The 14,076-nt window shown below is 42.1% G+C and carries 15 protein-coding genes; 8 read left to right on the top strand and 7 right to left on the bottom strand.

The genetic code is table 11. The features are described 5' to 3' along the window. The first annotated feature begins 114 nt into the window (after positions 1-114). The 3 genes from EHR06_RS06970 (at position 115) to EHR06_RS06960 (ending at position 4,304) form a co-directional block, all read left to right on the top strand. Entirely contained in the window at positions 115-1,296 is a 1,182-nt protein-coding gene (locus EHR06_RS06970; RefSeq protein WP_135756332.1) for an acyl-CoA dehydrogenase family protein, read from the top strand. Between the two features lie 88 nt (positions 1,297-1,384). Further along, complete coding sequence (locus tag EHR06_RS06965; RefSeq protein WP_135756331.1) at positions 1,385-3,556, top strand: 7TM diverse intracellular signaling domain-containing protein; 2,172 nt, start codon at positions 1,385-1,387, stop codon at positions 3,554-3,556. 109 nt (positions 3,557-3,665) lie between these two features. Beyond that, on the top strand, positions 3,666-4,304 hold the full coding sequence (locus EHR06_RS06960; RefSeq protein WP_135756330.1) for an START domain-containing protein: 639 nt from the start codon (positions 3,666-3,668) through the stop codon (positions 4,302-4,304). Between the two features lie 11 nt (positions 4,305-4,315). On the opposite strand, the gene EHR06_RS06955 is transcribed toward EHR06_RS06960, so the two are convergent. Continuing rightward, positions 4,316-5,125: an LIC_11366 family protein gene (locus EHR06_RS06955; RefSeq protein WP_135756329.1), complete on the bottom strand. Its 810-nt coding sequence runs from the start codon at positions 5,123-5,125 to the stop codon at positions 4,316-4,318. A 189-nt stretch (positions 5,126-5,314) separates the two neighbouring features. On the opposite strand from EHR06_RS06955, the gene asd reads away from it, so the two are divergent. From asd to EHR06_RS06940, 3 genes are read left to right on the top strand one after another with little or no spacing between them, the layout of a single operon-like run. Further along, a complete protein-coding gene (gene asd, locus EHR06_RS06950) occupies positions 5,315-7,537 on the top strand; it encodes an archaetidylserine decarboxylase (protein WP_135756328.1) in 2,223 nt (740 codons plus the stop codon). Between the two features lies 1 nt (position 7,538). Further along, positions 7,539-7,868 carry a DUF971 domain-containing protein gene (locus EHR06_RS06945; protein WP_135756327.1) on the top strand — a complete coding sequence of 110 codons (330 nt, stop codon included), beginning with the start codon at positions 7,539-7,541 and terminating at the stop codon, positions 7,866-7,868. After that, positions 7,865-8,356 carry a hypothetical protein gene (locus EHR06_RS06940; RefSeq protein WP_135756326.1) on the top strand — a complete coding sequence of 164 codons (492 nt, stop codon included), beginning with the start codon at positions 7,865-7,867 and terminating at the stop codon, positions 8,354-8,356. Before EHR06_RS06945 ends, EHR06_RS06940 begins: the two co-directional genes overlap by 4 nt. Positions 8,357-8,396: 40 nt before the next feature. Here the strand turns inward: EHR06_RS06940 and ilvA are convergent, their stop codons facing one another. The 6 genes from ilvA to EHR06_RS06910 form a co-directional block, all read right to left on the bottom strand. Continuing rightward, the gene (ilvA, locus tag EHR06_RS06935) at positions 8,397-9,911 is read right to left on the bottom strand and encodes a threonine ammonia-lyase, biosynthetic (RefSeq protein ID WP_135756325.1); all 1,515 of its coding nucleotides are present in this window, start codon (positions 9,909-9,911) and stop codon (positions 8,397-8,399) included. Positions 9,912-9,962: 51 nt separating this feature from the next. Then, positions 9,963-10,394 carry a DoxX family protein gene (locus tag EHR06_RS06930; RefSeq protein WP_135756324.1) on the bottom strand — a complete coding sequence of 144 codons (432 nt, stop codon included), beginning with the start codon at positions 10,392-10,394 and terminating at the stop codon, positions 9,963-9,965. Positions 10,395-10,562: 168 nt separating this feature from the next. Next, a complete protein-coding gene (locus EHR06_RS06925; RefSeq protein ID WP_135756323.1) occupies positions 10,563-11,033 on the bottom strand; it encodes an SRPBCC family protein in 471 nt (156 codons plus the stop codon). Positions 11,034-11,090: 57 nt separating this feature from the next. Further along, complete coding sequence (locus EHR06_RS06920; RefSeq protein WP_135756322.1) at positions 11,091-11,546, bottom strand: SRPBCC family protein; 456 nt, start codon at positions 11,544-11,546, stop codon at positions 11,091-11,093. Between the two features lie 30 nt (positions 11,547-11,576). Next, positions 11,577-13,145, bottom strand: coding sequence for an MFS transporter (locus EHR06_RS06915; protein WP_135756321.1), 1,569 nt, complete (start codon positions 13,143-13,145; stop codon positions 11,577-11,579). A gap of 63 nt (positions 13,146-13,208) precedes the next feature. Next, on the bottom strand, positions 13,209-13,568 hold the full coding sequence (locus EHR06_RS06910) for an ArsR/SmtB family transcription factor (protein WP_135756320.1): 360 nt from the start codon (positions 13,566-13,568) through the stop codon (positions 13,209-13,211). 85 nt (positions 13,569-13,653) lie between these two features. Between EHR06_RS06910 and EHR06_RS06905 the strand changes: the two genes are divergently transcribed. Both EHR06_RS06905 and EHR06_RS06900 read left to right on the top strand, forming a co-directional pair. Then, positions 13,654-13,851, top strand: a complete 198-nt coding sequence (locus EHR06_RS06905; protein ID WP_135756319.1) for a hypothetical protein — start codon at positions 13,654-13,656, stop codon at positions 13,849-13,851. Then, on the top strand, positions 13,848-14,048 hold the full coding sequence (locus EHR06_RS06900; protein ID WP_135756318.1) for a DUF2283 domain-containing protein: 201 nt from the start codon (positions 13,848-13,850) through the stop codon (positions 14,046-14,048). Before EHR06_RS06905 ends, EHR06_RS06900 begins: the two co-directional genes overlap by 4 nt. The last annotated feature ends 28 nt before the right edge of the window (positions 14,049-14,076 follow it).

The raw sequence follows: 14,076 nt of genomic DNA, 5'->3' as shown, positions 1-14,076 counted from the left end.
TGCCGATTCTATCAGGCGGAGTAAAAAGCTTCGCTTGATCTATCCATACCTTCTTATAAAGATTGCCCAAGGATCGAATCCGAATTTGAAAAAGAATATCATTGGGAGGCAAGCTTGAATTCACCGCTTCAATTCGAATTACCAGAGGAATTACAACAACTCAGAGAACTGGTCAGGGACGTAGTCAGAAAGGAAGTCGTTCCGAACAGAATGCACTACGACGAAAATAACGAGTATCCGAAAGCTATTTTACAAAAATTTAAAGAAGCAGGATTATACCAGGCATTGTTCGACGAAGAACATGGCGGACTTGGATATGGAATGATGGGGGGTATCGTCCTCGCAGAAGAAGTTTCCTGGGGATGTTTGGGAGTGAATACCGCATTTACTTCTACAAAACTAGGCGCTCTACCGATCGATGTGGGAGGGACCAAGGCCCAAAAAGACAAATGGCTTCCTCTTCTTGCTTCCGGTGAGAAGACTGCAGCATTCGGTTTGTCGGAACCTGGTGCTGGTTCGGATGTTCCTGCAATGGCGACTACTGCGGTAAAAAAAGGAGACCGTTATGTTCTGAACGGTACCAAACAATGGATCAGCAGTGCAGGCCAAGCTGATATTTATACAGTATTTGCAATGACCGATAAGGACAGAGGCCCAAGAGGGATCTCTTGTTTTATCATAGAAAAAGGTACCAAAGGGTTTTCTTTCGGAAAGAAGGAAGATAAATTGGGGATCAGATGTTCCGAAACAAGACAGCTCATCATGGAAGACTGCGAGATCCCTGAAGAAAATCTTCTGGGAGGAAAAGAGAATATGGGATTCTTACATGCGTTCAAAACTCTCATACTTTCCAGACCTGCGGTTGCTGCGGGAGCAGTCGGTTTAATGCAAGGCGCATTTGATGCTGCGATCGAATACGCGAGAGAAAGAGAACAATTCGGAACTACGATCTCTTCTTTCCAAGCAATCCAGCATATGCTAGCCGACATGGCTATCAAGATAGAAGGTTCTAGACTTCTGACTTATAAAGCAGGGGTGTATGCGGAAACATTCCATAAGGACGCGGCGAAATTTTCCGCAATGGCAAAATGTTATGCATCCGATTCTTCCGTCCAAGTGGCGTCGGACGCGGTACAAATTTTCGGCGGATACGGATACACCAAAGAATACCCAGTGGAGAAATTTTACAGGGACGCTAAAATCCTGCAGATCTACGAAGGCACAAGCCAGATCCAGAGGAACGAAATTGCTGCAGGGCTCATAAAAGATGCAGCATCTAAAACCAAAAAAGGCTAAAATTCTCTTTTAGTCTCCGGAGGGAGAATTTTGACTTGCTTGCCGATCCGCCAGAAGTCAAACTTTTCCCTCCGGTTTTTTAGAAAGAGTGAAAGGGTTTTCGGACATCCAAAATTTTTTACCTTGGAGAGTTTTTTGTAAACTCTCGTTCACTTTTTTTATTCTTTCCGTTTTCAGTCCGATTTTCGCATTCGATCCTTCTTCTCTTCCTTATGATGGGATCTCTCTTGTGCCTCATGCGGAGGTTTGGGCGGACGAAGAAGGTGATACCAACTTCGAAAAAATGCAAAAGAAGGAGTTTTATCCTCTTTCTTCCTCGAGTTTAGGTTATTCGGATCTGACTCATTGGTTTAAGATCCCGGTAGAAAATAAATCCTCTCATTCAATTTCTTGGATTTTGGAGATCCATTATAGTCAATTGGACAAGGCAGAATTGTATCTGGCTTCCAAAGGTGATAAGGTCTTGTTTCGTGGAGGGGACAGGATCCCTTTTGGAGAAAGACCGATCCAATATAGATTTCCTAGTTTTCCCTTAGAGTTAAAAGCAGGGGAGAAGGATACGGTTTATCTAAAGATCCAAACTAAAAGTTCGGTCAACTTTGCTGCGTTTGCGTATAAGTCTGAGGACTTTTTTTTCAATATAAGTAATGAGCAGATATTACTCGGGATCTATTTTGGATCACTTTTGGTAATGGCATTATACAATCTGTTCCTGTTCTTATCCACGAAGGAAAAAACTTACTTAGCATTCTTCGCTTATGTCGGTGCCGGAGTTCTCGCCCAATGGTCCCTTCAAGGATATTCTTTCCAATTTTTCTGGCCTAACTCTATTGTTTGGGCAAGCCATATAATCACTTGTTTTACTTTTTTAGTTTCTGCGACCACTGCGGATTTTATAAGGCTCTATTTCGATGCGCCCCATTATTATCCGAATTCCAATCGTATTCTGAAAGGAATATCAGTTTTATCTTATGTACTTGTAGTAGTAGGATATTTTTTACCGTTCGGATTTGCATTGGCTCTTTATGTTTTTCTTTCTACGATTACACTGTCTATGATCCTGTTTCTGGGCTTCCAAGGATTTTCCAGGAATTTAAGACCTGTACTTTTCTTTTTAGGTGCCTGGCTTGCTCTTGTGACCGGTGCATTCGTATTTACTTTACGTTTTTCAGGGATCATTCCTCATACGATCTCTTTGGCTTATTGGGGAGTGGAGATCGGAACTGCGACACATATTCTTCTTTTGGCTTTAGCCTTAGCGGATAGAGTAAATGATCTCTCTAAAGATCTTTCTTCTAAGGTAGAAGATCTGAATGAGGCCAAACACGCGATCGAACAATCCGAGCTTAGGTTCAGGAATTTGTTTGAGGGAGCGGAAGAACTTCTTCTTACATTAGACCAAGAAGGGAATATCAAGGATGCAAACCGTACTCTTTCCAGACTCACAGGTTATAAACCCGCGGAAGTGGAAGGTAAAAATTTCTTAGATCTGATCTACACTCTGGATACACAAGAAGGATCCATCGTACTTCTTCTTGCAAAAGAAAAACTGGAAGAACATTTAAGGACAAGAAAGACCGTAGAGTTCCATTCAGAATTTAAACAGAAATACGTAATGGAGCCTAAACCGGTAAAGATACGTCTCCAATCTTTCGAGAGTGAAGCTGGAAGAAAGGTATTGGGAAAAGTTTCCGAGATCTCGGAAGACATTCTATCCCGCTTTTTGATCTCGGAAAGTATGCATTTTACCGTGAATAATTATCTCAGGAATGCTGATATATTAAGTAGGCAGCTTACTTCTAATCTAAGTCAGTTTGCAGGTTCCGAAGTAATTACCGCGATACGCACATGTCTTAGAGAAGTTCTGATCAATGCGATCGAACATGGGAACTTAGGGATCAGCTTTGATGAAAAAACGGATGCGATGAAGTCCGGAAATTATATGGAGTTCATCCAAAAAAGGCAAAGAGAGGCATTTTACGGGGCAAGGAACGTAAAAGTGGCTTATTCATTAAATTCAAAACGGATCGGCTTCGAGATAGAAGACGAAGGAGACGGTTTTGACTTTAAGAAGATGTTAAACTTGGACGGAGAAAAACTGAACGAGGAAAGTTATACCCATGGACGCGGGATCATGATGACCCGGAAAGTTTTCGACGTGGTCAAGTTTAACGAAAAAGGAAATAAGGTGCTTCTGATCAAATATCTCCAAAAACCTCTCAAATACAAAAGAGAACCCAGTTCCTTGGATATTGATTAATATTTAGGAACTTATAAAGTTTCATCCAAATTTACGGTTGATCTGTTCTTAGATCCGGTTAGACCATTGCTTCGATTCCGAGTTTCCGTCCGGAGGTTTAATCATTCTTATGAAACATGTATATCTGATCGTATTTCTTTTAATTCCTATACGGATATTTTCCTGGGATTTGGAAAAAGAAAAAAACGGGATCACTGTCCATACCAGAGCCGTCGAAGGTTCCGAATTAAAGGAATTCCGCGGTAAAACAAAACTAAAAGCGGATCTGAACACTGTAATCTCTCTAATGGAAGATAATCCGAATTACGTGACTTGGTTTAAAAATTGTAAACATGCGGAAGCGGTAAAAGTCTTAAATACGAAAGAAAAGTATATTTATATACAGAACGGCGCTCCTTGGCCGGTGAATGACAGGGACTTTGTGATCCATACCGTTTTTAGCCAGGATAAAAATACCGGAACAGTAACTTATACGATCCGGCCGGTTGCGAATATAGTAGCCGAGAAAAAAGGACTCGTTCGAGGAACACTCAAAGGTTTTTGGAAATTCGTTCCTGTCGGCGACGAGATAGAAGTCACCTACCAGATTTTAAGTGATCCCGGCGGAAGTATTCCAACCTCTATCGCGAATTTTGTAGTGGTGGATATTCCGTATGAAACCTTAAAAATGATGAAAGAGAAGGTGACTGAATCTAAATATATTAATTCTCCCAAACACCCGGACCTGATCCTTCCGATGGCTAAGTGAATATTCAGATTTTATAATTTATAGTTCACACCGAAGAATAGTCCGCCGTAAGCGGACTGCATGTCCAATTTTCTGGAATATTGATTGGAAAGTAGTATATTGTCCTGGTTTGTGGATTCTGTGAGGGGAGAAACTCTTCCGTCCTGTCTTACATAAAATGAGGCGGTATCTCCGTTAAAGGAACCGTCAAAAGAAGTGATATTGATCCAGGCTAAATAAGTCCCGAAACTTAAACTCACTCTTTCGTTGATTGGATGGATGAGTGATCCTTCTAATCTGAATTCCAATCCGCTTCCTCTCATGTTCCCGTTTTGTTGGTAATATTCTTTGCCGTCTGTGGCGTAACCTTTCGTTACCCATAAAGCTCTTGTGATCCCGAGCCCAAGCCCCGTTTCCCAGCGAAAGTATCTGTTTAATCTACCTTCTTGCCAGACCATTCCTAAAACATAAAAACTTTCCATTTGAAAATCCAGTTTAGTATAAAAAGGTTCGGAGGTAAGGTTAGTGAGATGAAATGGGTCGAAGTATCTATATCCGCCTATTATCCCGATCTTGAAATTTTCACTTAATCTGGTCCTGGCTAAAAATTCTCCTTGGATACTTCCTCTTGTGTTTTCCTGTTTTGTTTGGCTCGCCACTAAAGGATTCAGGTTGGAACTAAAACCGTTTAAATTTTGATCGAATCTGTTCGGTCCTCTCATTCCAAAACCGAATCTGGCTCCGAATTCCCAAGTGTCAGGAGTTTCAGAAGCCCTGTTTTCAGGCATTTCCTTCAGTTTCGGCGTGGTTGCAGGACCTTCTTCCGCACCCAAGGAAATCATTCCGAATAGCAACCCGGTCAGTATGATTGAATAGAAACTTGCTCTTCTACCCGTGGGCCCCGACGGCTTTTTAAAAAGGAGTGGTTTTGGGACTGGATGCGTGAAAACTGTGTAGGAGCCCGGCATGCTAGCAGAATTTTCCGGGCCAATAATTGTAAAAGCCTTTATTTTAAGGAAAGATTGATTGGGATGCTGACTACTAAACTATTTCCGTTCTTGGATTTGGATCTTCTAAAACCTTATTTTTACTTTTTAGTTTTTATTGGGTTATACCTTACCTTCCGTTTGAAGTTTCCTCAGGTCCGATTCCTATTTTTAGCGATTAAAATTTTTTCCGGGAACATGGATTACAAAGGTTCCAGAGGACGTTTGGTACATTCTCAGGCATTCTATGCCGGAACAGGTTCCTCCTTACTTCCAGGAGCAGTGCTTGGTTCCGCACTTGCATTAGTATTAGCAGGTCCGGGAGTTCTAGTTTGGATCTGGCTTTCTAGTTTTCTGATCATGCCTCTTCGTTTTGTTTCTTCTACACTCGCGATCCGATTCAGGATCAAGTTGGAAAGCGGAAGATACCTTTCAGGCCCGATGTATTTTATAGAAAAAGCTCTTAGAGCTAGATGGCTTGCCATCGCTTTTTCTTTGGCTTGTTTGTTAACGGTACTTTCTATGGGAAGTGCGATCCCGATTTTAGGTGCTTCCTTTTTGGCTCAGAATGGATTGGATATCCAAGGGATGACCGTTCCGTTTTTAGTTTCGATCATAGTAGTATTCGTGGTGTTAGGCGGGATCAGAAGGATCGGAAGAGTTTCTTCTTATATAGCTCCTATAGGTCTTATTCTATTTTTCTTAAGTTATATTCTATTGTTCGGAGATCATTTAGGGAATTTTTATGCGTTCCTGGAAGCGGTCTTTAAGGAAGCGATGCAACCTTTCTCTCTTTTACTTGGAGGAGGATTTTCTCTCGCAAGGATTTTCAGCACCGGGACGGGAATGTTCTTCTTATCCACCGAAACTGGGATCGGAAAAAGTGCCGGAGTAGCAGGAGTGGTTCGTACCGATTCCGCCGCAAAACAGGGGATCGTGAGTATGCTTGCCACATTCTTCGAAGGATTTGTGATCTCCACTCTGGTGATCTACGCGTTATTCTCCTTCGGAGTGAAAGATCTTGAGTCTGTTAAAAATTTCTTATCCGTATTGATAAACGGTCCTACGGATCCTGCAAGACTGGCTTTGATCGCGTCCTTCTTATTATTCTCTATAGTTGCGATCTCCGGGTGGTTCTATACTGGAGAGCAGAATGCGAGATATATCTTCGGAGAAAAATTCGCAAATGTGTATCGGATCCTATTCATAGCGTCCTTACTTGGTTCCGCTTATGCTTACGTTCAATATGGAGAAGAATTCCTATTGCGAGTATTCGGTATTGGTTATGGACTCGCTCTGATCACTGCGGTTCCAGTTCTGATCAGTTTAGTTCTTTTAGCTAAGGTGGCCCAAGGGGAACTCAGAAAATTCCTGGAGGGTGGGGCGCATTACGAGATCTTTAAGGATTTTTATCTTCTTCTTCTTTCTATCCTGCCTAAAAACTTGGTCTCTTTATTATTCGGGATCTTAGCTTCCTTAAGGCTGCCTAGATTTATCATGATCCCGATCTTAAAGGCATTTGCAAAAGCATACAAGATCAACTTGAACGAAGCCGAATTGGAGATCAAAGAGTATAACTCTTTAAACCAATTTTTTACCAGAGCATTAAAGGCCGGTGCGAGGATTATCGATTCTGCGGAGAATGCACTTGTTTCTCCAGTGGATGCAAGGATCACAGGTTTTGGAGATATCAACGATCAGGTAATCCTACAGGCAAAAGGTGTGGATTATAACTTGAAGGAATTGATCGGCGGGGACAAATACCTTTCTAAATTCGAGAACGGAAAATATATCACATTTTATCTTTCTCCTCAGGACTATCATAGGATCCATTCTCCTGCATACGGAAGAATATTAGGATATTATTATGAACCTGGAAAACTTTTTCCAGTAAACGAGCTGGCAGTTTTCGGGATTAGAGGACTTTTCCCTAAGAACGAAAGATTGATCACATTCTTACAGACCGAATTCGGACTTGTAGCAGTGATCAAAGTGGGTGCTTCTAACGTAGGTCGTATACGCGTGACTTACGATAAAAAGATCATCACGAATACTCTCATCAGAACAACCAAAGAAGAAGATTATAAAGACGTTTCCATCATGATCGAAAAAGGTGCGGAACTAGGAAGATTCGAAATGGGTTCCACTGTGATCCTGATCTTGGAAAGAGATACTTTCGATTTTGCGGAACTTCCTCTAAACGAAAAGGTGACTTACGGAACCACGATCGGAACTTTCAGAAAACAGGTCTTAAAACTTCCTAGATAATATGAGCCTTAGTTTAAAAGCGACTACACCGGAAACCATAGAATTCGATGAGAATATTCTAAAAATAGAATGGAAAGACGGAGTGATCTCCGAATTTCCTCTATTAGAACTCCGAAAAAGATGCCCCTGCGTGGTCTGTAAGGGGGGACATGGAGGAAAAGTAGGAGCTACGACTAGCGGGATTACGCAGGCCAAATTATTATCTTTTTCCAAGGTGGGAAGATACGCGATCAATTTGGTCTGGGGAGATTACCATAATACCGGCATTTACAGCTTCGATTCTCTCAGATTGTATGCGCAGGGAGAACCTGGGGACCTGGGAATTCCATGAATCGTATCCTTTTCGTCTTTCTGATATTTTCCGTATTTGTATCTCTCTCTCCGGAAGAGAAGAAGGAGCCGAATTTTCCTTTGAACCTGACCATTCCTTTCGACTGGTTCCCAATGGAACCTTTTGCTGGAGGAATTTTTGCGGCAAAAGATTATAATGAGTCCGCAAGTGTTCTGATCACTCGGAAAGAATTAACGGAATCCATAGATCATGGTGCCTTAAATCGTGAATTCCAAATGGGGATCATTGATTCCATCAAAAAAGGGAACGGCAGGGTCATAGAATTCGGAGAATTAGAAGTAGCAAGTCGTCCCGCATTCAGGGTCTATTACAAAGACAAGGGAAGTAATCTTCATATTCTGCATATCACCTTATTTAAAGAAAACGTAATGTATGGGATCATGTTCTTTTGTTTGGGAGAAGATCCCGGCCAAAGATATGATATCCAAAAAATGGTCAAGAGGGCATACTTCAGAGTAGATACCTGAGGATTTAGGGCAAGTAGTTGTGTCTGTCCCGGGCTTTCAATCAAACGGTATGTAAAAACATCTTATAAGCCGGATTATCCGTTTCTTCTTCGTAAGGATAACCTAAACTTTTGAGTCTCTCTCTAAAACCTTCTCTATCGGAAGAAGGGACCTGGAATCCTACTAATACCCTTCCGTAATCCGCTCCATGATTCCTATAATGGAATAATGTAATATTCCAATTGGTGCCGACCGATTCCAGAAATTTCAGCAAGGCTCCCGGTCGTTCCGGAAATTCACATCTCAGAATGATCTCGTCTTTGAGTTCTGAAACTCTTCCTCCCACCATATATCGGATATGGATCTTTGCCGTTTCATTCGCACTAATATCCAATACCTCGTAACCTAAGGATTCTAATTCTGAGATCACATTTTCTTTTTCGGAAGAAACTTTCAGTTTTAAACCTACGAATACATGTGCCTGTTTGTCTGTGGCATATCTATAATTGAATTCAGTGATGATCTTATTTCCTAGAGTCTGGACGAATCTAAGATAACTTCCCGGTTTTTCCGGAATGGTGACTCCGAGTAAAATTTCCCTGGATTCTCCGATTTCTGCTCTCTCTGCAACATGTCTGAGCCTATCAAAATTCATATTTGCACCGCTATTGATCGCGATAAGTGCTCCGGTTCGATTCGGATTTTGTTGCACATAGGATTTTAATCCTGCAAGAGACAGTGCACCCGCGGGCTCTGCGATGACTCTCATGTCTTCGAATATATCTTTGACTGCGGCACAGATCTGGTCCGTATTTGCGACCAATACATCGTCCAAGAGTTCTTTACAAATATTGAATGTTTCTTCTCCCGCTTGTCTGACCGCTACACCGTCCGCAAATAATCCGACTCTGTCTAATATGACCCTTTTTCCTGCGGAGATCGCTTCTTTCATGGAAGCAGCGTCCGAAGGTTCCACTCCTATTATTTTGATCTCAGGCCTTAAAAATTTAATATAAGAAGCGACTCCTGCTGCTAAACCTCCTCCTCCTATCGGAATAAAGACCGCCTCGATCGGATCCGGATATTGTTGTAAAATTTCGAGACCCACGGTCCCTTGGCCCGCGATCACGTCCGGATCGTCGTAGGGATGAATAAATTTTAGTCCCTTCTCCTTTTCTAATTTTCTAGCATGAGAGTATGCTTCGTCAAAAGTATCTCCATGAAGAACGATCTCCGCTCCGAAATATTGGACTGCTTCTATTTTGATGGATGGAGTAGTGATAGGCATCACAATGATTGCCTTGATCCCTAATTTTTGAGAGGAGAGTGCGACTCCTTGTGCATGGTTTCCTGCGGAAGCGCAGATCACTCCTGACCTTTTTTCTTCGGAAGAAAGTCTGGAAATTAGATTATATGCTCCTCTGATCTTAAAGGAGAAGATCGGCTGTAGATCCTCCCTTTTTAATAGGACCGAAGAATTTAATCTTTGGCTCATTCGGATCATTGGGTCCAAGGGAGTATGGACCGCAACGTCGTACACTCTCGCGTCTAAAATTTTGCGGATATAATCTATCACGAAAGGAAATCCCCAAGAGCAAAAGCGCTCTTAGGGATAGAATTTAATCTACTATGATTTACTTCCAAAGATTTTTTGATCCAAGGAGAATCTTCCTGCTCCTACTGTCAGAAATACCAAGGAGATTGTAAAGAACACTCCAGCCAATTCGTAGGATCTCCCACCGGTCAGATTGATGAAAGAATCCCCCAAGATCACCGAATGAAAGTAGGCGGCCACGATCATAGTGCAAACGATCCCGAAGGAAGCAAGCCTTGTCAAAAGTCCAATCACCCAAGCTATCCCTCCGCCGAATTCTGAAAGAGCGGCTAAAAATTGGAAAATAGCAGGCACGGAAGAATCCGGTCCCATCCAATGAAGAGGATCCTGTATTTTTCCCCAGCCATGCAGTATAAATGCGTAACCGCAGACCACTCTTGCCACTAAGATCGCTATATCCGCTTTGATATTCAGGGTTTCATTCTTAAATATGTCCAAATTCATCCAATAGTTTCCTTTAAATTTTAATAATATTATGAAATTAAGCTCCGGCTCTTTTCCTTTTTTGGAAAGGAAAAATGATGATCCAAAAACTTAGTATTTGCAGCAGATTTGTTTTCATATTCTGTTTCCTTAATGTTTATATTTTGTTTCGTTTTCCATCCAGGGTAATTAAGCAAAAATCGCAGTAAGTTTGTCCAGGGTTTGGGTCCAACCTTCTTCCATACCTTCCACTGCAGGATAAAGTTCAGGATCCACCTTGATCGGAAGTGCACGCACTTGAAGTTCGGTTTGAGAACCCTTGTCTGCAAATAGAATTGTGATCTGGATCTCCGCCGCAGGTTTTTTGCCATCCATCTCGAAAGCGATATAAGAAGAAAATACTATCTTTTCTAAAGTAACTATCTCCTTATAAGTACCGTTCATAGGATTGACCCCACCTTCAGGATCCTTCATGTGGATGAGTATTTCTCCGCCTGGACGAAGATCTAATTGGCAGAGAGGAGCAGTAAACCCATGCGGGCCCCACCATTGAGATACCATATTCGGATCCGTCCAAGCCTTCCATACCAGATCTCTGGGTGCATTCAGAGTCCTGGTCAGCATCATTTCCTTAAATTCAGGTTGTTTGATCTCGTTCACAAACTTCTTCTCCGCTCTTTAAAAAATTATTATATTCGAAAGTAGGTCTGAAACTTCTCACTTCTTTTCCAAGAATTCTCGTAGACGTCCCAGAGTTTGTCTAAGTCCTTCCAACGCGTAATCTGCGACTTTTTTAATATCTTCTTCGCTCGCGAATCTGGATCTCATGGTAAGTTTGGTTTTAGAACCTTCTTCTTCGAAAATGACCGTTACATGGAATTGTTTCGGATTAGAATCGTCTCCATGATCATAGACCAGTTTTTCAGGTTGAACCACCTCTATGAACTCGATACGATTCGGATAATCCGTTCCATCGGGACCATGCATTATGAATCTCCAGACTCCTCCCGGTTTTACGTTCATTTCGTGAATGGTATTCGTAAAACCGTTCGGTCCCCACCAGATCGCTACTTGTTTAGGGTCGGTCCAAGCGCTCCAAACTAATTCTCTTGGGGCATCAAAAGTTTTAACCCCTATAATTTCTTTTCCAACGACTGAAACTTCTGCTTTCATTCTATTTTCCTTATTTATATTCTATTAATATTATCTTGCCGCTTTATCCAACTCTACCGGCTCGGCAGCCGCTTCCTGCTCTTTTCTATCCTTTAAGATGAAAAAGATCGCAAACGCCAGAGCGATAGAGATCCCTACACTTAAAAAAGAAACAAAGTGTAAAGAATCGGTGAATGCGCCTTGTGCAGTACTAAGCAGGATCTGTCTGCTCGGTTCAGGAAGTTCTTTCGCTATAGCTACCGCAGAAGCTAAAGTATTATGAGAACTTTCCCATTGCTCTGGAGTAAGCCCGGGAAGATCGATTGAATTGATCCTGGATTTGAAGATCGCAACACCTATACTTCCGAGTACTGCAATTCCAAGAACTCCGCCAAACTCTGCCGCTGTCTCAGAAATAGAAGCCGCAGCTCCCGCTCTTTCAGGAGGCGCAGAACTAACGATGATATCGGTTCCTAAGATCACAACTGCGCAGATCCCGAGGGACATGATTAGAGATCCTGCAATGATTACCCAAACACCGTTTTCCGTATTGATGAGTGTATACAAAAACATTCCGATCGAGAGTAATACTAAACCGCTTATCATCACGTACAATGGACGCATGCTTCGAACTACTATGGGGATAGTAAGTGAACCGATCACGTTACCCACTGCTCCGGGAAGGGTCCATAGTCCAGCTTCCAAAGGAGAAAGTCCTAAAACCAATTGTAAGTATTGGGAAATGAATAAGAAAGTTCCTAATGCCACAAAGATGGTCATAGTATTTCCGGCAACTGCAGCGGCGAACGCAGGAAGTTTGAATAATTGAAGATCTATCATCGGATCAGCAAGAGTAGATTGTCTTTTGACGAAGATAGCTCCGACTAAAAGCCCTGCAAGTATGGTAAGAGCGGAAACAATTCCCAAACCGTTCTCTGCGATCTGCTTTAAGCCGTAGATGATAGAAAGCACGGATACTAAGGATAGAACCGCACTTGGCAGATCCATCTTGCCTGCATTCGGATCTTTGAATTCAGGAAGAAGTTTAGGTCCAACGATTAGAAGAAGTATCATAATAGGAACGCTCATCAAAAAAACGGAACCCCACCAGAAATATTCCAGTAGAACTCCGCCTACAAGAGGACCGATCGCTCCGCCTAAGGAAAAACTCATTCCCCAGATACCGATCGCAAAAGTTCTCTCTTCCGGATCTAAAAACATATTACGAATTAATGATAGGGTAGAAGGAGCCAAAGTTGCCGCCGTGATCCCTAAGATCGCTCGTGTTAGGATCAAAATTTCGGAACTAGGGGAGAATGCAGCAAGAACGGATGCCACTCCGAATGCCGCTGCCCCATAAAGAAGAAGTTTACGACGACCTATTCTATCTCCCAGATTTCCCATGATCACAAGAAAACCTGCGACTAAAAATCCGTAAATATCCATGATCCATAATTGTTGAGAAGGAGTAGGATTCAGATCCGCAGTCAATTGAGGAGCCGCAAGATAAAGAACAGTTAAATCCATCGCATATAGCAGGCAGGGCAATGCGATCACTGCCAGGCCGATCCACTCTTTTTTAGTGGCTTTGGTCGTGTTTTCAGTTTTAATTTCAGACATTCTGAATGTACCTTTTTATATAATTCTAATATAGCACCGGGACAAATTCCCGGTATAACCGATCTATTTTTCCGGCTCTTTATTTTGAGCTTGGAGTTGTTGTAGATATGCATCCAAACGATCCAAACTTTCTTCCCAGAAATGGCGGTAATGATCCAACCAACCGGAAGCTTCCTTTAGACCATCCGGTCGGATCTTACAGGGCCTCCATTGCGCCTCTCTTCCTCTTTCAATTAGCCCTGCTTTTTCCAAAACCTTCAGGTGTTTAGAAATGCCGGGCAGGCTCATATTAAAAGGTTCCGCCAATTCCTTTACGGTAGCTTCTCCGGAGACTAAATAGAGAAGGATTTCCCTCCTGGTTGGGTCTGCCAAAGCGGCGAAAGTATTGCTCAGTCGATCGGATTGTGTCTCGTATTTAACCATTTAGTTAATTTACCGTTTGGTAAAATACGAGACTTCCAATTGCCAGTCAAGTCCAATCTACGCAAAAAATCGAAAAAATCTGGTATTGGAAAGGCGGCCTGACATTCGTTTGGACTGGGTGAAAGAGACGATCTCCAATCCTGATTATAAAGTGATCCAGATCGATAAAAGATTTCGCTACTGGAAATGGATTGACGAGGCCCAAAAATACCTTCGTGTTATTACTTTAGAAGATCGCAAAACCGTTCATAATGCCTTTTTCGATCGGGGATTTAAAAGATGAAAATTACCCATTTTCCTGAAACTGATTCTGTCTATATCGATTTATCTGACCGTCCTTCGACTGAAACCAGGGAAGTGAACACGGATCTGAATATCGATTTGGATGCGGAAGGCAAGCTTGTGGGGATCGACATCCATGGAAACGCTTCTCAATATGTGGACCTTTCTTCTTTTCTGATCGAGACAGTGGAGACCTGATTTCTTTTTAACCAAAATATACTTGTTT

Source organism: Leptospira dzoumogneensis, from assembly GCF_004770895.1.
GTDB lineage: Bacteria > Spirochaetota > Leptospiria > Leptospirales > Leptospiraceae > Leptospira_B > Leptospira_B dzoumogneensis.
This window is presented reverse-complemented; position numbering and strand designations above follow the sequence as displayed.